The following is a 24,712-nucleotide window of genomic DNA, read 5'->3' on the forward strand; positions in this document are numbered from 1 at the left end:
TAGGGTGGTATCTTCCCCTGCGCAAGGTTAATTATAACAATATGCCGATACCGATGTCAACACAAAATTCGCATTGGCTGGAGATAAAGCTATTGCTTCAATCCCGCCTCGTATATTTGGGTTGCCTCGGCATGTATATCGGCTATGCGCTTCACATCGACTTTCCACTTGCGGTCATAGGTCATGTAGCCGTTACACTCAGTTTCTATATCATTGAGCTGGACATAACACTGACCGCACAGCATGCCGGTTTTGGCAGTGTCGAGAACCCAACTCACATAACTGTTATACCATTTCTCATCAGCCTTATCGAAATCGTTCAATGTCCATTCGCTGCGAATAAAAGGCTGACCCTGATAATTATAAGGCCATTCCGGCCCACCTTCACCGCGCATCCAGGATATAACCTCTTTGTTGCCATGCCCATGGACGTCAAAAATATCGGTTTTTACATGCAGACACCCACTGTTGTCGACCACAGGCCGGGTGGGATCCAGTTGCTTCAAGAGCCTATATGCCTTTACATACTGCAAGGCCTCAGCTGCATCTTCCTTCTGGTGCATCCAGCCTTCGTTGCAATAGGTCCAGGCCATTATGCATGGGTGATTGTAATCTCTCTTGATTGTTCGCTCCCATATCGCATTTGCAATCTGCACTGCTCGCAAAGAAAAATGACCCTCAGCCGCATTTGCCATCTCACCCCACACCAACAGCCCCATCTTATCACACAGATACAAGAAACGTGGATCCTCCACCTTCTGGTGCATCCTGATCCCATTCAAACCAAGCTCCTTGCACCACTCGATATCTTTCACGAAGTCCTCGGGCGAAGGCGGAGTTAACAGTCCGTCCGGCCAATAACCCTGCACCAGAGCCATGTTCAGCCAAATCGGCTTGTTGTTGAGCAAAATTTTGTTTCCGTCAATGCCTATGGCGCGAATCCCAAAATAGGACTGCACCTTATCGACAAGCATCCCGTGTTGCAATAGCTCAAGATCAATGTCGTAGAGCACGGGGTTCTCAGGTGACCAGAGCTGAGCGTCAGGCATCGACAGACTGATCTGCGCCTTTGAGCTGTTCACCGGCGCTAAAACGCTTGTGACCTTCCTGCCGTTATGCAAAACGGTTACCCTGACTTCATCACCGCCGGACACATTCACTGCAATATCAGCCCCGCGTGGTTCAATCCTGGGTGTGACCTTGAATGACTCTATGGCGCTGCCGGGCACAGCCTCCAGCCAAACCGGCTGCCATATGCCTGTAATATGTGTGTAATGCCACCGGTTCTGACCGCTTGGCCGCTGCTTTCCACGCGGCTGGGCAGGATCATATGGATCATCGAACACTCTAACGACTACCTGGTTATCGCCATCCTTTAAGAACGGGGTGATATCAAAGCTCATCGGCACATAGCCACCTTCGTCCTTACCAGCTTCTTTGCCGTTGATCCACACTGTCACGGCATAGTCCACTGCACCAAAATTGAGGCGAACATGCTTGCCTGAAAACTTTTCGGGGACGTTAAAGCTGCGCGAATACCATACAACTTTGTGATGCTCAGTCTCACCGATACCGGATAGTTTTGCTTGATAAGGATAGGGAACGTTGATTTTGCGGTTGAAGTGATGCCCAGCAAACCATTTTTCGTTCAAGCCTGCATCTTTGTCATCGAATGCAAAGTCCCATTTGCCATCTAGACTTGTCCATTCACTGCGTCGAAAATCAGGACGGGGATAGCTTAAATCAACATTGTTTGCCTGGCACATGGTGGCAACAAATAGGCAGCAAAACACTAAAGGGGTGACCACTTTTTTTAGCACTTTCATACTCCTCTTTATTAGACCCAGCGGTCAAATATCTCTTCGAACTCTTCCCTGCTTCCGGCTTCTCTTACTGGAGAGAATGTGATGATGGTCACAGTATCCATAGGAGTTACCACGCGGTCGTAGATCCTCGATAGCAGGGTCATTACATCTTCAGCACTGCGAAACTCCAGGTTCTCTTTTTCGATATCCATGTTGGTGAGGTCGCCGACTTTTTTGACCACGACATCATCTATAATGGCCGTAAAGAGTTTCTGACGCACCTGATATCGCCGACCAACGGTTATCCAGATGATCTGGCCACTCTGATATTTATGTGACTTGTCACCGAGCCTGATAGTCGCACTCTTGCGCCCTCGCATAAGTGCATCCGCATAAAGCTCAGGATAGAAGTTGATTGCAAACATTTATTTACTGGTTTCTCCATATAAGCAATGAAGCCATTGTAGACCCCGCCGGATATGCTGTCAAGCAGGCATAGGTTGCAGCACCATAATATGTATATTTTCCCTCTCAATCACGCTTTTCACATCATTAGTGCTGAGGATGTCAAAGCGAAGCGCCACCCCACAATCACTGGCCAGTTTGCGTGGTGTCGGGATCAGTTTACACTCCAAGCCGGCTGCCTTGAGCACGCTCTCTGCCCGAAATGCTCCCGATGAGTTGTGGAATGTAATAACTGCATAGTTCATTTCGACACAATTTCCTTAACTGCCTGTAGAGCCTGATCTATCTCTGACGCAGTTGTCAGTGGACTGATGCTAAAACGAACTGTTCCGTCTGGGAAAGTGCCGAGAGTCTTGTGAGCAGTTGTAGCACAGTGCAGTCCGACACGGCACATTACCTCATATTTTTCATCCAGTGTCAGCCCGATGTCGGAATTCTCATACCCTTCAATGCGGAATGAAACCAATCCTGCCCGGCGCTCATTAGTGCTGGGTCCATATACTCTGACTTTATCAATTTCCGCAAGACCTGATACAAGACTGAGCATAAGATCATTATGGTGGGCACGGATATTATCGAGCCCGCGCTCGGCAATATAGCATACACCTGTTCCCAGACCGGCTATGCCTACACCGTTTGGTGTCCCGCTCTCAAACTTGTCAGGCAAAAAATCGGGGTGTTCTTCAGAAGCGGATGCGCTGCCCGTCCCCCCGCGCATTATTGGGTCTATCTCTGATGGATCTACCGACTTGCCCAGAACCAGTCCGCCAGTGCCCTGCGGACCCAACAAAGCCTTGTGCCCCGTAAAGGCCAGCATGTCGATATCCATGGCCTCCATATCGATATCCTCCACGCCGGCAGTCTGAGCGGCATCGACGAGTATTTTTGAACCCGAGCTGTGAGCTGCCTGAGCAAGCTGTGCTATTGGAAAAATCCTGCCGGTGACATTGCTCGCGTGCACTGCAACTGCCAGTTTTGCTCCCCCGGCAAGTGCACGCTGCCAGTCGGCTATGTCTATCTTTCCAGACGGGTCACAATTAACTATCTCAAGCTCCACTCCCTGTTTTTCCAGGGCACGAAGCGGCCGCATCACAGAATTGTGCTCGACGGATGTAGTCACCACCCGGTCGCCGGCCTTGAGCATGCCCATGAGCGCGATATTGAGGGCGTGGGTTGCATTCATAGTCAGTATTACTCGCAGGGGATCGCTTACATTAAACAGTTTTGCGATTGCTTCGCGCGTGTTATACACAATCCGGCCTGCATCGACTGATAGCTGGTGCCCCGAGCGTCCTGGGTTTCCGCCTGAGTGACGCATATATCCGACCATCGCTTCAACGACTTGTGCAGGTTTCGGCCAGGATGTGGCTGCGTTGTCCAGATATATCATGACCGAACTCCAACAGGGGCTGCGCTTTTCTTGCTCTCTATAATTGAAGCATAGAGACTTTCAAAGTCACTTACCATTCTTTCGATTGAGAACTGGGAAGCATTGCGCCTTGCATTTCCCCCCATTTTTGTTCGCTCGGCCTCATGCGAGATAAGAAATTCAATGCGGTCAGCGAATTCGCCCGGGTCGTTTTCTGTCAAGAATCCGTCGATCTCCGGCTGGACATTTTCCGGGATGCCGCCCGCATTTGCCGCCACCACGGGCAGACCGGCACTCAACGCTTCACATATCGCTATGCCCTGGGTCTCCGTGGTCGATGGAAAAACAAATATATCTGCGCTGGTGTATATTGGTTCGATCTCATGGCGCTTAAGCATGCCGGTAAAAACGACTTTGCCCATAAGCCCGATCCCGGATGTATACTGCTTCGTCTCTTCCAGAGCCGGACCTCCCCCAACCATCAACAGCCGGGCCTTATCGCGCTTTGTAGATATGATCTTGAACGCATCCAGGAGCATTGTGAGGTTCTTTTCACGGGCTATACGGCCGACATACAGCAGCAGGAATTCATCATCCGCGATACCATAGCGCACTCTCGTTTCTTTGCGCATTTCGGGTTCTGACGGCGGTATTGCTACCACGCCAGTCTTGATGACTTCGATGCGGTTTTTGATCCCATATGAGCGCAGAGTCCGCTCCACAGGGTTTGAAGGTACCACGATCCCGTCGCAGCCCGAATAGTACCACTTCATTAGTCTTGTCAGAAAGCCGCGTGTCAGTGACTTTGGCCGGACTGGGACATAGTGGGCGTATTCCGTATACAGCGTGTGGTTCGTCGAAACCAGCGCGGAGCCGTATTTTCTGGCCCATCTTGCACCCACGACTCCCAACAGAAATGGAGTCTGGGTGTGGACGATATCCAGCTTGAGCGCGGCAAAGGTGCGCCGCAGTTCGGGTGCAAATGGGATGGGAAACGGATAGTCCCGCATCAGGGGAGTATGAGCAGAGGGGAATCTGAACACATTGGTCGACTCGTCTTCATAGCCGTTAAAAGTCGGCGCAAAGATAAAAACATCATGACCGCGTCTGGACAGCTCATCGCGCAACGTGCACACGCTCACGCTTACGCCGTTGATGATGGGTTCATAACTCTCTGAAAAAATGCCTATGCGCATAAATACAATCTGGCTCACAAAGTGATGGTGGCGATAAAGATACCGCCACCAGGAGTGAATCATTACTAATTATATAATAAACAGATGCCTGTTACTCCGCATCCTGTAATGTGCGGCCATTGCTCTCCATAAAGCTCAGAACATCAGAGAGCCTGAACCGGCGCTGGTTGCCTGCTGTCCTGAAGTGAGCAAGCACACCGCGGTTGGTATATCGTCTGACGGTTGTCGGGCAGACGTTGAGAATTCTGGCGGCCTCTTCAAGAGTCAGCGGTGGATCGAGGAGTCTTTGAATGAGTTCACCCCTGCTTTCCTTGAACGCTTTATATGAGTTCTGCGCGACTTCTTCACCGGCGATGCCGAAGAGTGTCTGCAAATGGTGCGGCATGCGGTCCCAATTCTGCTGCAGGTCTGAGTCTTCTTTGACTGCCTGTTCCTCGACGGGCAATATGACTGTCGGCTCGATATCAGGCTGCGCAAACGACGTCTCCTGGGCTAGTAAGGTTTCATTCTGATCTTTTGGCCGGTCGGCGGTGTTGAGATCAATTGGACGCGGGACTCCCGTGCCTTCACTTCCGAGCAGCACACTGGATTGCGGCATATCGCTTTGCAGTGGAACTGTTTGGGCTTCATCTGTTTGCTCATCGGACTCAGTTTTATGGTCCATGAAAGAGAAAAAGTCTTCCACAGGAGAAATGTCATTGTCGTCGAAAAGCCCAGGGGAGCCTGCGGCTCGACCGGCTGCGGGTCTATCCATATGAGCCCTCGGCTCGTCTACGGTGTCTTCACCAGCCTCAATGGTTGCAACTGAAGAATCCACTGCGACTGAAGAATCCACACTCTCTGCGGCCATACCATCAAAAGTCGGCTGACTGACAGGCCTTGGCTGAGATGTGGTATTAATCTGTTCTATAGGTTCTTGCTTATCTTCTATTTGTATCGGAACATCGTCCGTTTTTTTCTTTTTTAGTTCCTGAGCACTGCGTTCTACCTGCTTAAACCACTCACCTAATCTGTTATCGTAGTTAGCCATAACTCTTCCCCCTTCTCATTGATTAGCAAAGAAACATTGCATCACCGAAACTCAGGAACCTATATCGCTCCCGGAGCGCTTCTTCATACGCTCTTTTAATAGTGTCTATGCCCGCAAATGCGCTCACAAGCACCAGTAAAGTCGATTTTGGAATGTGAAAGTTGGTTACCAACGCTTCCACAATCTTAAATTCATATCCGGGCTTGATAAAAAGATTGGTCGCTCCCCCACCCGGTCTGACTCTGCGTTTCGAGACTGCAGCACTTTCAAGACAGCGCGCTGTCGTTGTGCCGACGCATACAATTCTTCCCTGCGCGGAGTTTATCGCATCAGCCGCCGACTCAGTGATCTCAAACTCTTCGGTATGCATCTCGTGGTCATCAATGTTATCCACCCGCACTGGCCTAAATGTTCCAATTCCCACATTCAGCGTCACGAAGACTTTCTGTATGCCTCTTTCGGCTATCTTGTTAAGAATTTCAGGTGTAAAATGCAAGCCTGCTGTCGGCGCGGCAGCAGACCCACCGGCATGTGCATACACAGTCTGGTAACGCTCAGGATCATTCAGCTGCTTGTGAATATACGGCGGCAGCGGCACCTGACCTGCCGCCTTGATCAACATATCCGGGTCAACAGCAGCACTGAATTTCAGTGTCCTGATGCCCTGATCATCGCGGTCTTTAACAAATGCGCTCAGCCCGCCATCAAATAAAATGGTGCTTCCAACCCCGACCCGCCTGCCGGGTTTTACCATTGCTTCCCAAAGCCCCTGCCCAGTGTGCTTCATCAGCAGAGCCTCGACATGCCCGCCGGTCTCTTTGTGCCCGTAAAGCCTGGCGGCTGTGACCCTGGTATCGTTAAAGACAATGAGGTCGTCGTCCCTCAAATATTCAAGAATCTCAAAGAACTTCCTGTGCTCGATTGTCTGATCCTGCCTGTTTACAACGAGCAGCCTGGAATTGTCCCGCTGCGCCAAAGGCTCCTGTGCAATCAGTGCCTGTGGGAGCGGATAATCAAACTCACTTAAATGCATATCTTACAAAGGGGCATATTATGTACAACTTCGCCCGCCTAAACCTATACGAAACCTACGACCTTGATTGTATCCTCAGTAGGGCGCAATGTCAAGGTTAAAGTATGTAATTTGCCGCCATATTGCTGCCACGAATTTAGCAGGCGGCGAAATGTTTTTCAACAGCCGTCATAAAATTGGATTGGTTGCTGCATGTATTGACCGTGGCTGATAATTACTGATAGAATCTCATCGTGGTTGACAAAAGACGTCCTCGAAAACTCGAATATTCGGATATCGACCTGTCGCGCTGGAAAGAATATGAGGATATTCTTACCGATTCATGGTGGGATATGAAATCACGCGATAGAACGAATGGTCATTCTTTTGACTATCATGGAAACTTCATTCCTCAAATTCCTAACCAGGTATTCAGGCGCTACAGTCGTGAAGGCGATATTGTAGTAGACTGGTTTCTCGGTTCTGGCACTTCAGCCATAGAAGCGGTCAACTTGAATAGAAGGTTGATTGGTATCGAGCTCAAGCATGAGCTTGTCGAGTATGTGAAAGGCAAGCTGCCCGCCGGGGCAGTCGGCAACAGCATAAGGATTATTCAGGGTGACAGTGCTTCAAACAATGCTAAAAAGAGCGTCCAAAATGCGCTGCAGGAGATGGGTGCCGATAAGGCGCAACTGGCTGTATTGCACCCGCCATACGCCGATATAATCAAGTTCAGCGAGCTAAAGGCAGATCTGTCAAACTGCCCTTCCACAGATGAATTTCTTGCCGGTTTCACAAAAGTGGTTCAAAATGCTTACGATACGCTTGAAAATGGCCGCTTTGCCATTCTCGTAATTGGTGACAAATACAGCGCAGGAGAACTCGACCCGCTCGGGTTCAAGTGCATGCTGAAAATGAATGAAGTGGGCTTTCGCACCAAGTCGATCATAGTGAAAAATATCGAAGGCAATGAAAAAGGCAAAGGCAAAGACACCAACCTCTGGCGTTACCGCGCCCTCAGCGGTGGATTCTATATCTTCAAGCACGAGTACGTAATGATATTCTTCAAATAGCCCCCAAACAAGCACACACAATTGTCGAGGTTGTTCTTTAAGTGAACAAAAGTCCAGCCCGTATCGTCTAAAATATGGCGGACGGAGGTATCAATCAACCTCATAATTGCCGCTGCGGGAAGTAAATGAAATGGAATTGTGCAATTTGGATGGCGAGCTTGAGATCTTGATTAATTACACCGATGAGCCTGCGATATCACTGCGCGGTGAAGTGGATTTTCGCAATATGGACAGGATCAGCCAGGCGATTTTCAGTCTGGTTGAGCGTGGGAAGTCGTCGATCAATATCGATCTTAGAGAGGTGATCTTTATGGATTCGACAGGTGTTTCGGCTCTCATTGATGCGGCCAATGTAATCGTTCCAAAGGGGTGCAGCTTACGGCTCATTACGGCAGGGGGACAGTTGTCCAAGGTGTTATCGCGCTGCGGCATGTCGGGTATGTTTCAATATGAACAACTGGGCTCGCTGCAGCCGTTGGCGGGTGGCCCTTCACGTCCCGAGACCAGGGATGTGGTTGAGTTCGAAGTTCCGAGCCAGCCCCAGATGCTGTCATATATACGTGCGCGCGCCGCTGATTTTGCAAGATCAATGCCTTTTAGTGATGACGATATCGAAGATATCAAACTGGCTATCGGTGAGGCGGCGACCAACGCCATCAGGCATGGAACAAGCCGCGATTGTCACAAAATCAAGATCAGGTTTGAGCGCGGCAAGGACGAAATGAAAGTTTTCGTTATCGACAGAGGCTGCGGCTTTGATCCCGAGTCGATATGCTCAACGCCCATCGACTATATGTGTGAAGGCGGCAGAGGTATTATGTTTATGAAGGCGCTGATGAATAAAGTGAGATTCAGTTCACAAAAGCCCGGCACCTGTGTTGAAATGACAAAAAAATACCAGAGACAAAACTAAAACTATTTCTTTGTTGTTTGACTACACACAGCCTTGAACTGGTGTTCGGTCATGACTTTGCGCAAGGCCTGCTGCTTCTTGAGATTGAGGTTCAAGAGATTCGCTTGCTGTTTGTGGATATCGTTTATCAGCTTCTTCACCGCTGCAGCGTCGAGATCATAGGCTGAATACACCTCGGCCAACTGTCTGGAATTCTTGCTCAGACTCTTGACTGTGCTGATTTTTTGTTTATTTAGCCGATTAATCTGTGAGATTTCACCGGCATCCAGGTTCATCTGCCGCAAGGCTTTGTCCACCGTCTTATCCTGGCCATCCTCCCTCATAGGAGAAATTTCAGCCCGCCCGGACCCGCGCATTTTATTGCCGATTCTGTTTCTGAAAGCGGCGAATTGACTTGCATCGAGTATATTCCTGATGCCGATCTGATTATTCAGATGAATGTGCAGCAGCTTCAACTGAGATTGATCTATCTTTTCGATGGCTGTTTTTGCCTTTTTCTCATCGAGATTATAATCGCGATAGACCTTGAGTAGTTCTCTGCGGGCGCACACAAGGTTTTGCCGTTCAGCTCTGGTCTTGTCTCGGGTCTGTGTGGCAAGGTCTTTGAGTTGATCCTTCTGACCCTGATCTATATCCGCACAGCAAGCCGCAGATGCAAGAGATGTTGCAATCCCCATCAATACAACAAAAACTGAAAGCTTGTTTATAACCGACTGCCCGAATGAATACATTGGTACACCTACATATTGTCTATATAATCGACTGTCGCATCTGTCTGTCTGCCCATTGGGTCATCCGACCATTTGACTTGCGCCATCGATGATGGCATCGGGTCGGATGGCTTATTATTCACGGGCTTGATAGTATGTATCGCCAGCAGGAGCAGCATGGCCAGAACCACGGCTGCTGCCGCCACTCGATAACCATTTTTCAGAAAGCCGTCCAGTCTCGTGAGAATACTCGCTCGCTTAGGCCGTATCTTTGCATGAACCAGCGCCCAGACGTCGTTTTGAGGCTGCTGAAGACCAACCGCCGCAATTCGACCTGCAAGCTCGGCCTCATCTTTCAGCAGATCCGCACACTCATCGCACGTGCGAATATGCTCCCGGACCTGCTCGCTCTCAGGCGGATTCAGCTTGTCTTGCGCGTAGTCCAGCAGAATCGGTTGTATCTGTTCGCATTTCATTGTTGTCGCCTTGCATATCCTCTCTCAAGCACAGCTTTTTCAGCCTCTGACGCGCCCTGAAGAGTTTTACCTTCAGGTTGCTCGGCGAGATATTGGTTATCTTCGATATCTCGTCGTAATCGCACTCCTGCAGATGGTATAGCGTCACCAGAAGTCGATCCTCTTCTGAAAGCAGAGACATTGCATTTATTATCCTCTGTCTGTCCAGAGCATCTATTACAGACTTTTCAGGATCGGCAGGACTTAACGATGTGCATCTGCCGGTAAAGGCTTCATCGATTATCACATCTTCTATGGAGACTTCACGTTGCGCTTTTCGCGAACGCAGGAAGTCTCTTGCCGTGTTCGATGCTATTTTATAAAGCCAGGTGGTGAACTTAGAATCCCCTTTGAATCCTGCAGCAGCCCGCCATACCTTTACGAAGACTTCCGCAAGAGCCTCCTCAGCTTCCTCATGGCTTGAGAGCATACGATAGAGCAGGTTATAGACTGGACGCTCGTATCTCCGCAAAAGCAGGCGCAAGGCATCCTGATCCTGACGCTTGCACATTTCCAGGAGCTGCTCGCTGCTTGCCGAGAAATCATAATCAGTCTCGTTCAATACAACCCTGCCTATCCTTTCAATAGTAGTAGACGTAAAAACTTGAATGCGGTTTCAGATTATAATACGCGATCATCATTACTTGATCGTTCCTAATGTATTGTTTGAGCCCGGAAAACATCATAAAGCACTCGAAAACAGGTAATTAGTCGAGGCGCTGCGGCATCCATTGTGCAGCAAAATCAGTAGAACCTGCAGCCCGCAGTTCGCACTAATCCGAAACATCAACGGCAATCAGTGCGGACGGGGTGGATGCCATGATTAAGAAACTGTCTTTCGTGATCTTGTTGGGTCTTGTTTCGGCATGTGTATCATGGGCGTCAAGTGTTGAATATGCAAAAGTGAATATCGGCAGGACTGTGGCCCATACAGTTACGATCAACCTCAATGATCCAAATGTAAGGGTGACGGTTGCGCTCGCCAAAGGCGGAGCGGGCAGATCGGAATCGTTTAAGTCTATGATCGGCCGTGTGCAGCCTGCAGCAGCAATAACCGGCACATTCTTCGATACCAAGACCCTTATCCCAACGGGAGATATTGCCATGTACGGCACTCTTGTCCACACAGGCTGTATTGGTTCGGCTCTTTGCATCGACTCAGATAATAAAGCATCCATAGTTTCTCTTCGTAAGGGCAGAGAGAACAAATGGGATGGATATGAGACAGTTCTTTGCGCGGGTCCCACACTGGTTTCAAACGGCAGGGTTGCCATTGCACTCAAGCATGAAGGTTTTCGCAATTCGCTTAATGCTCCTGCGCGCCGCACTGCGGTGGGCATTACCAAAAGCGGCAAACTGCTGATCGCCGCAATCAATCGAGATACCTCTCTATATGCAATAGCCAAAGTTATGGTCGAGTTGAATACTGTTGAGGCACTTTGCCTTGACGGTGGTTCTTCAACAGGTTTCTATCATCAAGGCCGCTACTTTGCTCTCCCAACGCGCTCGCTGACCAACTGCCTGGTCGTATACTCCAAGGTTCAGACATATCAAATGGCAAAAGCAGAACTTGCGCCTGCAAAGCTCTTCGCTAAGGCTGACACTAAGCCGACATTTGACCTACAAAAGGTCGTCTCCAGTATTCCAATTGCGATCAGTGATAGCATTTTCCAGACTCTGCAAGGCAAATGGAATTATGCAGGATTTATGCAGGGGTATGAGTAATAACCATTTGGTCTGGCAATCAAGCTCGGCTTTTTTTCTAGTCTATGCATTAATGGCATGATTTTTGCACTATAAAGGTTGGATGGCTGTACCATTAAGCTACCCGGGCGGGCATTATCCTTGGACCCAGGGGTTGGTTTGCATTTGATGGGCTTCGGGAATTCCGCCGGCATTATGTATTTATAGCAGGAGGCCCACGACATGGTCACCAAGGGCAGTGTCCTTGTTGTTGACGATGAAATAAACCTGTGCCGCATTCTAGGGGCGAAACTGGCAAAAAGCGGCTATAGTGTCGTGGCTGTGCATGATGGCCTGCAGGCAGTAGAGAAGGTTCGCGAGTCAAACTTCGATGTAGTACTTCTGGATTTAATCCTCCCTAAAATGGATGGATTGACTGCTCTGGCCGAAATCCGCAGCATGCGCAGTGCATTGCCCGTAATCGTTATGACGGCATGTGAGAACGCTGAGGCTTTGGCTCAGGCCAAAACCTATGGTGTGCAGGGTTACGTCAACAAACCTTTCGATCTCGACAATCTCGTCTCGCTGGTCAGCGATACCTCAACGACCGGTATCAAGGCGCGTCAATGCACAACGCCGACTGCAACGGTTTTGTTCTGCAAAAATCAAGGCGTGACACTTGAAGTGCATAACTGCAGCAGTTCAAAGGTGTACTCAGGCCGAATCCACGACAAAGATGATCGCACGCTTTCTGTGATGCTTAGGGGCAGCAATGCCCAAATAGCACCACACAGCACCGTAAAATGCGGTCTGTCGTCTGCCGACGCACACTATAGCTTCACCACTCATGTTCTCAAAACCTTGCGCAGTCCCAAACAGATAGTGGTTTTGGACAAGCCTGGTGTCATCTATCGCATACAGCGCAGGACCCATACACGAAGCCTTATGCGCATGCCGGCGATATTCAACGTGTCGAATGAGCCGGTATCAGGTGAGACCGTAGATTTGAGCCTGGGTGGAATGTCGATGATTGTGCCGCAAGAAGTGCTTCCAGGCGACGTCCTTAGCGTCGAGCTTCGCCCGAAGACGACAACCGACAAGATAAATGCCCTCGCTCAAGTCCTGCGTTCAAGGCCGAGTGATGAAGGCAAAGGTTATTTGCTTGGCTGCAAATTTACGCAAGTCGACGAAACACTGCGCAGGCTTCTTGAGAATTAGTTTCGCTGACTCAGAGAAAACATCGAATTATTCAACGCTGTGTTGACTTTGATGTTTTTGTACTTAACTGAGCCGAGTTCCTTGCCGTCTCCATTGAAAAGATTGGCGCTTGTGGCAACAGGTAGTTTGGTTGTGAGCTTCTGATAGCTTCCATATACGGTGCGTGTGCGCATTTCGCCGCTTCCCCTATACTTCTCACGCTTGATGAGCCTAAGGTTCTTGACGTCCAGCCATACCAGGTCATGACGTTTGTCGTTGCCTCCATACTTGGGGTCGAACTTGAGCTTTGCAATACCGTTTTTTTCAGAGATGACGCTGACGTGGTTATCTTGCCAGAGCCTGCTGGAAATAAAGCCGATATCGAGCGAATCGAACCTCTTGCCTGGAGCATTCTTCACATTTTCTTTGTGCCTTATCATGGTCGCAAGGATCAGCTTTGTGTAACCGTTTTGGACATATGTGACCTTGATACCTTCCGCATAACCATCGTATCTGATCATATCGGGCGATTTATAGTAGACGAGGGCTTTGTCAAGCTTAAGGATATCGCCATAGCCCTCACCCATACCAGAAACATTTTTCTTGTTAGCCTCCGTTATCACCATATCGGCCTTCCAGTCCTTAAGACCCTTTTCCGCAGCCTTGACCTTTGCAAGTATCGACGAAGATGTAACCGCAGCCCCTGCCTGCACAGCCAAAGCCATCAGCACTAATATAATGACAGATAATCGTTTCATAATTAGATATATCGCTCCTGGTGTTGTAATCTACTAACCCGAATTATGCTCGTCGAGCAAATTTCGGGTCCGGCCCGTGCATTATTCACGTTTCTCGTGAACAACGCGCGCTAATATATACGGACTCATATGAGATATGATTATGGACCGGAAAAAAATTTGGCTCATATTTCCTACACAAAGAGGAGGGTATCACGCGTGTGATCATATACCTTCGTCGGTTTGGGCACCGGCAAGCGAGATCGCTTTGTCGAGCTGCTCGGGAGTGCCGATTGCAATGAGCACATCTCCTTCGTGAAGAACTTCATCAGGACCGGGATTGGCCACCATTTTGCCGGAGGCTTTACTGATCGCGATTACAGTAATACCTGTTTTGTCCTTCAAGCCGGAATCGCTTATGGATTGGCCGATGAGTTTTGATTCCGAGCTTATTTTCAGTTCTTCTATCATCATCTTGAGGTCATCGGTGTGCATTGCAAGTTCCAGAAAGTCCAGAACATTCGGGCGCAGCACGGATTGTGCCATCCTCTTTCCGCCCATCACATAAGGTGACATCACTCTGTCGGCTCCAGCCATTTTGAGTTTGTCCTCGTTTTCTTCCTGTATCGAACGCGCCATGATAAACAGGCTTGGGTTGAGTGCGCGGGCGCTGAGGGTGATGAAGACATTGTCTTCGTCTGTTGGAGCCACGGTTATAAGCCCTTTTGCGCGCTCAATGCCTGCTGCCTTGAGTACTTTATCGTCACTTGCGTTTCCCTCGATGAATGGAATGTCCTGAGCGACAAGCTTAGGGAGCTGCTCAGGGTTTCGCTCTATCACGCAATGAGCGACATTCTCGCGCTGCAGGTCTTTTACTATCTGCTGTCCCATCCTGCCGAATCCGCAGATTATGAAATGATTGCGCAGTTTAGATATATTTTTTTGCATGCGTTTCCTCTGTAATGCGTGCCATATCTGTTCGCCGACCAGAGCCTGTATAAGGCTTGCACCGGCCCAGAAGACAATAGCGACACCGAAAACAATCAGGACTATTGTAAATATTTTCCCAGGAACATCCAGCGGTTGCACGACTTCATAGCCAACTGTGCCCAGGGTGATTACGGTCATATACAGGGAATCGAGCAGGCTCCAGCCTTCGAGTATATGATAACCTGCCGTTCCAAGAGCTACCAAAGCGACCAATGCAGCCAGCGCCAGCCTGAAATGTCTTATGGGATCGTTTTGATAGAGCATTAGTCCCTCTAGCCCGCATTATTCACGATGAACATGAATAATGTTCTCGAAAACCCGGATTATGCGAGAAGCGCATAATCTGGACTAGGCAATTTATACTACGTAAATTGCATGTTTGGATCTTTATAGAACACATATCTCTGATACAAGTTAACGGCCGTTTTTTACTTAGGCAATCCTTGAGCGTATGCGCTCATAAATTATGCGTAAACCTTCGAGTGTAAGCTGGTCATCGCAGATTTCTATTGTACGGCTGTGCTCAGCGATGACCGATGCCAGTCCGCCAGTGGCAATTACTCTTGCTCCGCCGCCCATCTCCAATTGGAAACGGTTAACCAGCGAATCAATCTGACCGGCGAATCCAAAGATCATACCGGATTGCAGGCTGGAAGCAGTGGTGTCGCCGATTGCCTTTGGCGGAGCTACAAGCTGAATGCTTGTAAGTTTGGCGGCGCGCGCAACAAGCGCATCCAACGATATCTGTATGCCCGGAGCTATTGCTCCACCTAGATATTCGCCACTTTCAGAGACTGCGTCCAAGGTCGTTCCTGTGCCCAGGTCAACGACAATCACTTTGCCGCCGTATTTTGCATGCGCAGCAACAGCATTGGCAATCCGATCTGCTCCGACATCCGTCATGGGGTGATAATTTATCTTTATTCCAAGATCGATATCGGGACCCAAAATGGTTGGTGCGCCAACATCCAAATGAAATTTTGTAAGCCTGATCAGTGCATCTATCGTCGCCGGCACAACACTTGAGACCACGACCCCGTCAATTTGGTCAAATGATATACCGACCTTGCTAAATAGGGGCAGCAGCAGAGCAGCGTATTCGTCACCTGTCCTGCGAGCAACCGTGCCTATACGCCAGTCCGCACGTATTGTACGGTCATCAAAGACGGCAAAAGCAGTATTCGTGTTACCAACATCAATAGCTAAAAGCATCTGTACAATTTACTATTTGGGATTTTGTATTGATTATTTTGGGATTGAGTATTCGGCAAAAAGAGCGGCGCAATTGCTGCTCCGCTCTCTACTTAATGCAATACCTTTATTTTTCCTGCCTTGCTAATCTATCTGCGCAAGGAAAAGCTCGGTAATCCAGAACTGCCCATCGGGGGAGATATATACACCGACGCCCATCTGCTCAAATTTCGGGTCGAGAATGTTTTTCCGGTGTTTGGGCGAGTTCATCAATGCTCTCTGCCCCCTCTCGACATCAACAACTGAGCAATAAAAAAGATTTTCTCCAAGGTATGCCCATGTAGGCGTCATGCCCAGTGCATGTAGATACCTGTCCATGGGGGTCCTCAGACCCGGTGTCGGAGAATAATGGTTAAAATAATTCTTTTCCCACATCTCCCTGCTATGCTCACGAGCCACTTGCACAAGCAGAGGGTTTGACGAAAGCACCCTCAAGTTTCGGTCCCATCGCTCCGCATTGGTCATATCGACATATTTGCGTTCGATAGCCGACATCCGTGCCGTGACGCTGTTAGGATGCGTCCCCGGCATCGTGGATGCGGAGAAATTGGTACCTAAAAGCAATGTGGCCAAGTAGAGCGATAGTTTCGTCATGTTCTGCCTCCCACGCAAAACTATCCTTCCTTACTTGGACCCCCCAGCCAACTGCAATTTATCGCGCAAGCCTAAAAACCGGCATTTCTACCAGTGCAATTGTTGTGCCAGTGAGCCGTTTTGCGATAAATTTATTGTTCAGGCGATTTGGGTCTGTATGCATCGACTTTGATAATTGTGATACCCAAACACCGGAACGCCATAATGCAAGCTGACGTCAAAGAAGATAAGATATATTGGGGTTTGGGTCAGGGTTGGAGTTGATGTTATAATGAAATGTGTTGACTAAGGGTGGTTCTACACATGCAGTCCATTAAGATAGCAGGCCTTGTTCGGATATTAGTTGTGAGTTTAGTTGCATTGGCCATGCCGATTATGGTCATTGCAGCGGATATCGACTCCGAACTGGGTGATAATGAGGTCAAACTCGGCAAAGAGTCTGCCAAGGAAGTCGCCAAGAACTATAAGCTCAGTGACAATGCCGCCGACCTTAAACACCTGCGCGATATGGGCGCAAAGATCGCTTCCGTTGCAAATAAAACAGAGATTAATGCGCTCTACGGTTCCTCGAAAGTAACCCCGTTTGACTATACGTTCGACATTATCGAGGATAAAGACATCAATGCGTTCAGCGTGCCGGGCGGCCATATATATGTCTATCGCGGGCTGCTCAACTTCGTTCAGTCCGACCATGAACTGGCCGGGGTAGTCGCGCATGAAATAATACATGCCGCCCATCATCACATGGTCTATCTGCTTAAGAAACAGGCAACACTCAACAATCAGCTTGCAATTGCGCTGCTGGCGACAATGATAGGTGGAGTTAGAAGCGCCGATATGCAGAATGTGTTGATGGGTGTGCAGCTATATCAGGTAGCGATACTCAATGGGTATGGCCAGGAAGCTGAACGCGATGCTGATAATGGCGGTGCGATCCTCATGCAGGAAGCGGGCTATAATCCTGTGGGTCTGCTTACATTTTTGGAAAGACTTGCCAAACGCCCCGAGCTTGTCGACTACGGCATTTACCGCTCACACCCTCTTGATGATGAACGCGTAAAGGCTGCAAAAGCCGTTATCGAGGGTCTGGGCCTGCCTATAAACAGGCGTCAGACTACAAACGCAATCGTTGCACAGGTTACGACAAATACGGTTGATGACACTCAGATATCTGATGTCAGCATTGATGGAAAGGTCATATACCGTCCTGCCCCGACGGCAGACAAAACCTCTGAGGTGCGAGCAAAAGAAACAGCGGACAGAATCAACAAGGCTCTGGATTCCAACATACAGATGTATGAGTTGAGTGTGGACCCACTTGTTGGTGGAGTGGTGGCACGTGGGGAAGCGCTGTTGGTGGTCTCCGAAGCAGATGGAAAGTTGATGGACAAAACACCGGCGGAAATATCCAAAGAAGCAGCGGCAGCCATACGCAATGTGATCTGGCGTCAGCTTGTGGATACTATTCACTAGCCCGTATTATGCGGAAGCGCATAATACGGGTTTCCGAGAGCATTATTCATGTTCCTCGTGAATAATGCGGGCTAGGTGTTGGGTTCTAGATTACGGCTGATGGAGATTTTAGAGGATGTGTTAATGTGAGGAACCTGCTTTTGCAGATTCCTCACTTATTTTAATATGCTCGATTTAGCCCGCATAATACGGACTAGAACGATCTTGTGATCCCAAGGGCAAAGCTTCTTGAAGGTACCCAGCTGTCCCTTGTTCTCTTTCCTGAATCCCATTTATACTGCAGTGCCTGATGATTGTTTAGCAAGTTATAGACATTCAGATAGAGCGAATCCCCAAGCTGCGAGCCCTCAGGCAGGTCGATATCAAGGTTATAGCTCACGATTACGGATGGGTTTGCACGTGATTGAACTGCCAATTCATCCGGAGTATCAACCATATCCGGTCTGCCGCTGCCATAGTCTGCACGCAGACTATGCGAGCAGGTGCCGTTCTTATAGTCTGCTACAAGCGATATGGTGTTCCTCTGGTCCCAGTTTGTGTAATACATCTGGTCGGTTATTCCAATATCATCGCGGTTTGACTTTGCCTTGGCATATGTGTAAGACAGCCATCCCTGCCATTTATCCGACATCTTCTTACGCACATAGAACTCCATACCATTGGACTTGCCCTCGCCCAGGTTTACGTATTGATATAGCCCAGAATCCAGCAGTGCACAACCGTTGAGGTTCTGGAATTTATTGTTAAAGTAGGTTGCTCTCCAGGCAAGAGTATCGGTCGCCTGTTTCTCATATGTCAGTTCATAGTTGGTGCTTGTCTGTGGATCGGATGTACCCAACCCAGGAAGCCATGGTTCATTCTCATCGGGATATATATATCTCATCTGCACAGAACATGCAGGCACAAACTTGGCGTATTTACCCCAGCTTGCCTTCCAGGCAGAAGTCTCATCAGGAGTATACGACATACCGAGTCTGGGGGTGGTCTTTGCTTGAGTGACATCAGACACAGGATCACCACTATAACCAGCTCCCGGCACATATGCCAGACCTATGCGGTCATATTTTATGCTGTCACGCCGCAGACCCGCCGAGAATGTAAGTTGATCGCTCAGTTTCATCTGGTCTTCTGCATATAGACCGGATTGTGTCGTATCGACATCCGATTCATAGTATGGATAGCTGGGAATAGCGATATAATAATAGTTGTTCGATTGTTCTATAGAGCCACCCATCTTGAATGAATGTACTGCGTTCAATTGGTTTACATATTTTGCCTGAATGCCTTTGCGCTTGGACCATACATCTGCTCCCTGGGCAGCGCCGTCAAATGATCCGCCCATAGCACTGGTAATGGAGGTAAAGAAATGATAGTATGGCTGCACGCTTACAAACGATGCCGGACTGAGGTTGTGGCTCCATTCCAGTCCGCCTAAAGTGTAGCGCTGTCGCACGAAGTCTCTTTCAGATGGGATTGTATTGTTGTAAACATCAAGTGTGTGATAATTATCCAATCCACCGTATTGCGAACCCTGCATGGCAAGCAATGTGACTTTGTCTTTTTTGGATGGCCATACTAACTTAGCGACGTTGTCGGAGTACTCAAACCTCTTGATAAAAGGCGCATCCAAGTCTGTTTGCTGCATGTTTGCGCCTACATAGTAGTTGAATGTTTCAGCAGTGCCTCCACCGATCTCACCAATCATGGATCCATATGTATCGCTGCCGCTTTCGGCCACAAAGTTCATACCCGGAGCAGTGGCGCCTGTTTTCTTGATCTCGTTCAAAGCACCGGAGATGGCATTGCCGTATTCGGCTCCGAACGCGCCTGTATACATCTGGAATTTGCTCAAACCTGTTGTCAGAAGGTCAGTACCGAATGTGCCTATATTGGGATCAGTGATAGGAATACCTTCGACATACCAGCCTACCTGGTCATACTTGCCGCCGCGGAGGTGAAGCTGTCCGCTGCCGTCACTCTCGACGATTACACCCGGCAGAGTGCTCAGCACGCCCGGAGCACTCCGAACACTGGATGGATCAGTACGTGTAAGTGGCTCCTGCTGAACACTTACGAGATTGAATGTGTTAACCACTTCAGGGTTGATCATTGGTTTAGGCCGGGTTATTACCACTGCCTCTTCTTCGATTACCTCTTGGGTCATATCGAAGTCAGCCGAAGCGGTCGCATCCATTATCACCTGCACATCCGCCAGAGTCTGTGTGCCGTAACCGACCATTTGTGCTGTGATTTCATAGTCGCCAGGCGGAATATTTGCAATGACAAATCTTCCATTCTCATCGGTTACAGTGCTCAGACCTGTTCCTGCAATGATAATGTTTGCCCCGGAAAGCGGAGTGCCGGTTTTTACATCTTTAACAATGCCTGAGACTGAACCTGTGGTTCCTGCTGTCACCCAGACACCAGCACATACCAAAGCGGTTATGCTTAGAATCAGCACTGCAAGCTGAATGCGATATGTTCTCAAAATTGAGTCCTCCTCAGTCGTCTGATAAGGCGTCAAAATATTTGTGCGGCCAGGCCAGTTGAACGCTCCCAAGCCACTGATATTCCAATTATCGGAGAAACAAGTATTTTCTTCAGGTGAGGAGCACTTATAGTGTGGCATAAACTATTTGAATAAAGCTCAGGCCGAGGCCTGAACGCACGAAAAGGCAAACCACGGGAAACTTTGGGGCGCAAAGCTATTGGGGCTACACCTCGATCTTCGAGACATGCTTGCCAGGCTGCCGAAGCGAACACACCTTATCGTCCGAATGAATGGGCTGCAGGTTTAGGATGATAGGGTGGCGTTGGCTACGACAGCCTGGCATTTTGTTGTTTGGGAGTTGGTAGTATGCTAAACATTTATGAACCAGTAGCAGAGTCGGGATTTGTTCAATTAGGCATGAAGGCAGGTGGTCGTGGTGTGCGTGCAAAAAACGATTGTGCCGCGCCGTCTACCGCCAAACAGGTTCTCTTCCTTGTCGAGAGTGCATACGACGTAAGTGATGAGGTCGTTTCCTCCGGCACTGACTCAACACCCTCAAAGTTCAGAGGGCACTAATAGGATCGTAATATGGGCATCTTGCCCTGAAATGAGAGCCGATATGAATGCAAGAGCAATAAAGCGAGTCAAGGTGGTCATTGGATTAGCGGCCTGTGCTGCGGTAATCGGCATCTTGGCTGTTGGTGATGGTTATAGCCGCGGTTGGCTGGGTGTATGTTTGTGGTTGGGACTGGCAGTTCTGCTGTGCAATCAGGTTGATTTGTCGGCTGCTCAGTGCAAATCCGAAACCGATGAAAAAGACGCCAGCAAGCAACTGGCGGATGTATATCGGAGCACTGCCGAAGCACTCGCCTGTGCGATAGCCGCCAAGGACTCATATGAGCAGGACCATGTCCTCAGAGTCAAAACGATCTGTGAGTTGGTCGGGCGTGCCATGGGCTTGAATGAAAATGAACTTAACGGCATTCGTATTGCAGCGCTTGTTCACGATGTTGGCAAGTTGGGCGTACCTGAATATATTCTGCTCAAGCCGGGGCCTCTGGATACGGAGGAATTCGGCAAGATGCGCAATCACACCACAATTGGTGCTCGCATACTTGAGCAGGTCGAATATCCATGGAATGTCACCGACATGGTGCGCCATCATCATGAGAACTATGACGGTTCCGGTTACCCGGACCATCTATCGGCTGAAAATATACCGGTTGGCTCTCGGATAATTTCCGTTGCGGAGGTCTATGACTCTCTTGTCTCGACTCGCTGTTATAAAGATGGATGGTCTCATGAGGATGCAGTAGAGCATATAAAGAAACTCTCTGGAGCGCAGTTTGACCCGGAAGTGGTTGCAGCGTTTCTCGATGTGGCTGATCAGGTGAAGGATATGGACAGACAGCGTAGACCACTGCCTTCGTGTGAGGCTTCAACCGAGAGTTTTGGAGCAGCAGACCTGATTGCCCAGGCTAATCATGAGCTAATATCGATTTTTGAGATAGCTCAAACTCTTTCGAGCACACTGGAGCTTGATGAGGTGCTGGCACTGTTGGCACACAGGACCAAAAGGCTCAGTGATGCAGCAACATGTGTTGTATTTCTTGTCGATGAGCTGCATCCTCATATGTTGACGGCCAGGGCGTCTGCTGGCCGCTGGAATGAGATATTCAAGGGTGCAAGTGTGAAGCTGGGAAAAGGTGTGACAGGAAAGTCTGCGGCGCATGCAAGCACATTTGTCGGCAACTATGATCCGAACGATCTGGTATTAGGTATGGAGGGCCATATTGCATCGAATTTCAAGTCATCTCTGGTGGCGCCGATATCCAGTTTTGGACGGGTTCTTGGGACAATCAATCTATATGATGATGCGCCTCATGCTTTTTCTGGCGATGATTTGCGCACGATGACATTTGTGGCAAACACTGCGGCAATGGCTATTCAGAACGCAAGCGCATTTGAACAAGTGAGAGACTCGGCTGTAAGAGACCCTCTGACGGGTTTACACAACGGCAGGTATTTGCGAACGTATTTGGAGCGGGAGCTTCGCCGGGCATCAAGACGAAATGGACAGCTCTCTGTTATCGGAATAGACCTTGAAAATTTCAAGGCAGTCAACGATTCTCTGGGGCATCAGAGGGGTGACAGTGTACTGAAAGATGCCGCCGACATATTTGTAAATCAGCTCAGGGATTATGACCAGGTGTTCCGCAACGGCGGTGACGAGTTTGTTGTAGTGCTGCCCGACACGCCCGCAAGTGAGGCGGAAAGAATAGCAAAGAGAATTCAGCAAGTTGTCGGGCAATACGCTGAGCAGTATACCGACAACGCCACCATGGCGCTGTTTGGCGCGAGTGTGGGGATCGCAACATATCCCAAAGATGCAGGTGATCTCGAATCGCTGCTTGATACAGCGGACGCGGCTATGTATAGGGACAAGCGCGCGCGAAAACGAGGTCGACTGGCTGCCTGATCCGTGAGAGGAAAAAATATGAAAAGCACTTGTAGCAACTATGCTTATCGCGGGTGCCCAGCAAGCTTCTATCTTGCGTGTCGCGGATACAAAGAGGGGCTCAACTGCTGGCAGATAAAAGAAAAACCGTGCTGTTCTAATTCTGATCTCTCAATTTGCAAGACATGTAAGGTATATATAAAGTACCACGCGACGCCATAATAATTTTTTTGCTCGCATGGACGTATTATGCGCATCAATTGAGATGCGAAAACAATGAAAAAAGACTCCATACAAAATATCGATGCATGTTCCAATGCGAGGGCATCGGCAGGATTGACAATGTTCCTGATTTGCGCCGCTGGGCTGGCGTGTGTTGTATGTGCACTTTTCAGCTCGGGTCTGGAGTGGCGCATTCTATCTTTAGCCGTGCCGGCAGCGGCAGTTACTCCTTTTGTGGCGGAGGTTCGCAATCGATGGGGAAATAACACAATATATTTTTCCCTCACTCACAGCCTGCTTTTTGCGGGTGTTCTTGCCTTAGGACCATTGGGAGCCTCGCTGCCCGCCGCGTTGGGAGCAGCCGTCCGGCTTGCAGTAGAAAGCCCTTCAAGGAAACCGCTTCACAAGGTTCTATATTCAATAGTCAAGCCTGCTGGCTTATGTTCATTTTCATCGCTTGTTTATGTGATGCTGGGAGGCAATATAATTCGGCCACAGCAGGTCGATTCATTTGTGCCGCTGCTTTGTGCCGCCGCGGTCTACATAGGTGCAAATGCACTGCTGGCTGCTGCCGGTTCTAAGTGCCGGTCCTCTGAGCCATGTTCGGATAATCTGCCAAGCACTGTTGGCGTTGCTGCCGGCTGGTCGCTGTGTATATTTTCAGGCTATGCTCTTGCCGTGCTATATGCGATAGCTCCATCTTATGTACTGCTGGCTCTGGCCGCTCCCGCAGTGCTTGCCTGTGGGACATTATTTGCTGTTTCAAAGAAACATGAGCAACCCTTGGACAAAGCTGAGCAAGGGCAAAACGACGAATCGCAGTCGAAAACCGAATCACCGAAATCTGACTCGGCTTTTATAGACCCAATGACCGGACTGGCCAACAGACGTTACCTGGAATTGTTCCTAAAGAACGAACTAAACCGTTCCGAACGAGCCGAAAGGCCGCTTTCGATTGCAGTTTTTGATCTTGATGAATTCAAGAGCAGGCAGAATGTAAAAGATGAAGCTGCCGGCGAAGCGCTGGCTGCAATGGGTGAAAAGCTCAAGGCTGAAGTGCGTGACTATGACATGGTCGCAAAATATTCCTCAACCAGGTTGGTGGCGGTGTTTCCGGAGGCTTGTGCACAAGAAGCTGAGGAGATCGCGCAGAGGCTGCATGACTGTGTGATAAGCACTAGACTCAAAAAGAAGCCACTGTCTGTGAGTGTGGGAATATCCACATTCCCTGAGCATGGATCGACTACCGAAGATCTTATAAACGCAGCACACCGCGCACTTAACCAGGGGCGATTCCTTGGTCCAAACCGCGTTCACAGCTTCCGAGAACTGCAGAAGGCGAGCTGATATAGTAGCTGAAAGTGGAGAGTAGAAAGTGGAAAGTCCGAGAAAGGTTGTTTTCCACTTTCCAATTAAAGCTAGCTCGAAATATGCTCGTCGAGCATATTTCGGGTCCGGGCCGCGCATCATTCACGTTTCTCGTGAATAATGCGCGCTAAGCAATTTACGGTCAGTAAATTGCACGTTT

Annotated in this window: 23 protein-coding genes and 1 riboswitch; of the genes, 8 read left to right on the forward strand and 15 right to left on the reverse strand. The window is 49.2% G+C overall.

The genetic code is table 11. The annotated features are described in order from the left end of the window. Positions 1 to 89 precede the first annotated feature (89 nt). From LLG46_01340 to queA, 7 genes are all read right to left on the reverse strand, one after another. Complete coding sequence (locus LLG46_01340; protein ID MCE5321937.1) at positions 90 to 1,826, reverse strand: glycoside hydrolase family 2; 1,737 nt, start codon at positions 1,824 to 1,826, stop codon at positions 90 to 92. Positions 1,827 to 1,837: 11 nt separating this feature from the next. Then, a complete protein-coding gene (locus tag LLG46_01345) occupies positions 1,838 to 2,230 on the reverse strand; it encodes an ASCH domain-containing protein (GenBank protein ID MCE5321938.1) in 393 nt (130 codons plus the stop codon). Between the two features lie 60 nt (positions 2,231 to 2,290). Further along, a complete protein-coding gene (locus tag LLG46_01350) occupies positions 2,291 to 2,515 on the reverse strand; it encodes a DUF3343 domain-containing protein (protein MCE5321939.1) in 225 nt (74 codons plus the stop codon). Next, the gene (locus LLG46_01355) at positions 2,512 to 3,660 is read right to left on the reverse strand and encodes an aminotransferase class V-fold PLP-dependent enzyme (protein MCE5321940.1); all 1,149 of its coding nucleotides are present in this window, start codon (positions 3,658 to 3,660) and stop codon (positions 2,512 to 2,514) included. Before LLG46_01355 ends, LLG46_01350 begins: the two co-directional genes overlap by 4 nt. Further along, positions 3,657 to 4,835 (reverse strand): glycosyltransferase family 4 protein, encoded by a 1,179-nt coding sequence (locus LLG46_01360; protein ID MCE5321941.1) that lies wholly within the window; start codon positions 4,833 to 4,835, stop codon positions 3,657 to 3,659. Before LLG46_01360 ends, LLG46_01355 begins: the two co-directional genes overlap by 4 nt. A gap of 91 nt (positions 4,836 to 4,926) precedes the next feature. Continuing rightward, positions 4,927 to 5,865, reverse strand: a complete 939-nt coding sequence (locus LLG46_01365) for a helix-turn-helix domain-containing protein (GenBank protein ID MCE5321942.1) — start codon at positions 5,863 to 5,865, stop codon at positions 4,927 to 4,929. Positions 5,866 to 5,887: 22 nt separating this feature from the next. After that, positions 5,888 to 6,898 carry a tRNA preQ1(34) S-adenosylmethionine ribosyltransferase-isomerase QueA gene (queA, locus tag LLG46_01370; protein MCE5321943.1) on the reverse strand — a complete coding sequence of 337 codons (1,011 nt, stop codon included), beginning with the start codon at positions 6,896 to 6,898 and terminating at the stop codon, positions 5,888 to 5,890. Positions 6,899 to 7,131: 233 nt separating this feature from the next. Between queA and LLG46_01375 the strand changes: the two genes are divergently transcribed. Both LLG46_01375 and LLG46_01380 read left to right on the forward strand, forming a co-directional pair. Next, on the forward strand, positions 7,132 to 7,950 hold the full coding sequence (locus LLG46_01375) for a site-specific DNA-methyltransferase (protein ID MCE5321944.1): 819 nt from the start codon (positions 7,132 to 7,134) through the stop codon (positions 7,948 to 7,950). A 130-nt stretch (positions 7,951 to 8,080) separates the two neighbouring features. After that, positions 8,081 to 8,863 carry an ATP-binding protein gene (locus tag LLG46_01380; protein MCE5321945.1) on the forward strand — a complete coding sequence of 261 codons (783 nt, stop codon included), beginning with the start codon at positions 8,081 to 8,083 and terminating at the stop codon, positions 8,861 to 8,863. Between the two features lie 2 nt (positions 8,864 to 8,865). On the opposite strand, the gene LLG46_01385 is transcribed toward LLG46_01380, so the two are convergent. From LLG46_01385 to LLG46_01395, 3 genes are read right to left on the reverse strand one after another with little or no spacing between them, the layout of a single operon-like run. Further along, complete coding sequence (locus LLG46_01385; protein ID MCE5321946.1) at positions 8,866 to 9,594, reverse strand: hypothetical protein; 729 nt, start codon at positions 9,592 to 9,594, stop codon at positions 8,866 to 8,868. Positions 9,595 to 9,602: 8 nt separating this feature from the next. Next, positions 9,603 to 10,049: a zf-HC2 domain-containing protein gene (locus LLG46_01390; protein MCE5321947.1), complete on the reverse strand. Its 447-nt coding sequence runs from the start codon at positions 10,047 to 10,049 to the stop codon at positions 9,603 to 9,605. Continuing rightward, positions 9,985 to 10,650: an RNA polymerase sigma factor gene (locus LLG46_01395; GenBank protein ID MCE5321948.1), complete on the reverse strand. Its 666-nt coding sequence runs from the start codon at positions 10,648 to 10,650 to the stop codon at positions 9,985 to 9,987. Before LLG46_01395 ends, LLG46_01390 begins: the two co-directional genes overlap by 65 nt. 257 nt (positions 10,651 to 10,907) lie before the next feature. Between LLG46_01395 and LLG46_01400 the strand changes: the two genes are divergently transcribed. Beyond that, entirely contained in the window at positions 10,908 to 11,813 is a 906-nt protein-coding gene (locus LLG46_01400; GenBank protein ID MCE5321949.1) for a phosphodiester glycosidase family protein, read from the forward strand. Between the two features lie 201 nt (positions 11,814 to 12,014). Beyond that, positions 12,015 to 12,989 (forward strand): response regulator, encoded by a 975-nt coding sequence (locus tag LLG46_01405; protein ID MCE5321950.1) that lies wholly within the window; start codon positions 12,015 to 12,017, stop codon positions 12,987 to 12,989. On the opposite strand, the gene LLG46_01410 is transcribed toward LLG46_01405, so the two are convergent. The 4 genes from LLG46_01410 to LLG46_01425 form a co-directional block, all read right to left on the reverse strand. Continuing rightward, a complete protein-coding gene (locus tag LLG46_01410) occupies positions 12,986 to 13,726 on the reverse strand; it encodes a hypothetical protein (protein MCE5321951.1) in 741 nt (246 codons plus the stop codon). The genes LLG46_01405 and LLG46_01410 overlap by 4 nt on opposite strands. Positions 13,727 to 13,930: 204 nt before the next feature. Beyond that, on the reverse strand, positions 13,931 to 14,959 hold the full coding sequence (locus LLG46_01415; GenBank protein ID MCE5321952.1) for a potassium channel protein: 1,029 nt from the start codon (positions 14,957 to 14,959) through the stop codon (positions 13,931 to 13,933). A 168-nt stretch (positions 14,960 to 15,127) separates the two neighbouring features. Further along, entirely contained in the window at positions 15,128 to 15,907 is a 780-nt protein-coding gene (locus LLG46_01420; GenBank protein ID MCE5321953.1) for a type III pantothenate kinase, read from the reverse strand. A gap of 123 nt (positions 15,908 to 16,030) precedes the next feature. After that, positions 16,031 to 16,540 (reverse strand): CAP domain-containing protein, encoded by a 510-nt coding sequence (locus LLG46_01425; protein MCE5321954.1) that lies wholly within the window; start codon positions 16,538 to 16,540, stop codon positions 16,031 to 16,033. Positions 16,541 to 16,885: 345 nt separating this feature from the next. On the opposite strand from LLG46_01425, the gene LLG46_01430 reads away from it, so the two are divergent. Beyond that, positions 16,886 to 18,013 carry a M48 family metalloprotease gene (locus LLG46_01430; protein MCE5321955.1) on the forward strand — a complete coding sequence of 376 codons (1,128 nt, stop codon included), beginning with the start codon at positions 16,886 to 16,888 and terminating at the stop codon, positions 18,011 to 18,013. 193 nt (positions 18,014 to 18,206) lie between these two features. Here LLG46_01430 and LLG46_01435 read toward each other — a convergent pair whose 3' ends face one another. Beyond that, complete coding sequence (locus tag LLG46_01435; GenBank protein ID MCE5321956.1) at positions 18,207 to 20,501, reverse strand: TonB-dependent receptor; 2,295 nt, start codon at positions 20,499 to 20,501, stop codon at positions 18,207 to 18,209. Positions 20,502 to 20,677: 176 nt separating this feature from the next. Further along, a riboswitch (cyclic di-GMP riboswitch) is annotated at positions 20,678 to 20,768 on the forward strand. 102 nt (positions 20,769 to 20,870) lie between these two features. On the opposite strand from LLG46_01435, the gene LLG46_01440 reads away from it, so the two are divergent. From LLG46_01440 to LLG46_01450, 3 genes are all read left to right on the forward strand, one after another. After that, positions 20,871 to 21,080, forward strand: coding sequence for a hypothetical protein (locus tag LLG46_01440; GenBank protein ID MCE5321957.1), 210 nt, complete (start codon positions 20,871 to 20,873; stop codon positions 21,078 to 21,080). A 43-nt stretch (positions 21,081 to 21,123) separates the two neighbouring features. Then, on the forward strand, positions 21,124 to 22,983 hold the full coding sequence (locus LLG46_01445; protein MCE5321958.1) for a diguanylate cyclase: 1,860 nt from the start codon (positions 21,124 to 21,126) through the stop codon (positions 22,981 to 22,983). A 255-nt stretch (positions 22,984 to 23,238) separates the two neighbouring features. Then, positions 23,239 to 24,531: a GGDEF domain-containing protein gene (locus tag LLG46_01450; GenBank protein ID MCE5321959.1), complete on the forward strand. Its 1,293-nt coding sequence runs from the start codon at positions 23,239 to 23,241 to the stop codon at positions 24,529 to 24,531. Positions 24,532 to 24,712 lie beyond the last annotated feature (181 nt).

The organism is bacterium, assembly GCA_021371935.1.
GTDB lineage: Bacteria > Armatimonadota > UBA5829 > UBA5829 > UBA5829 > UBA5829.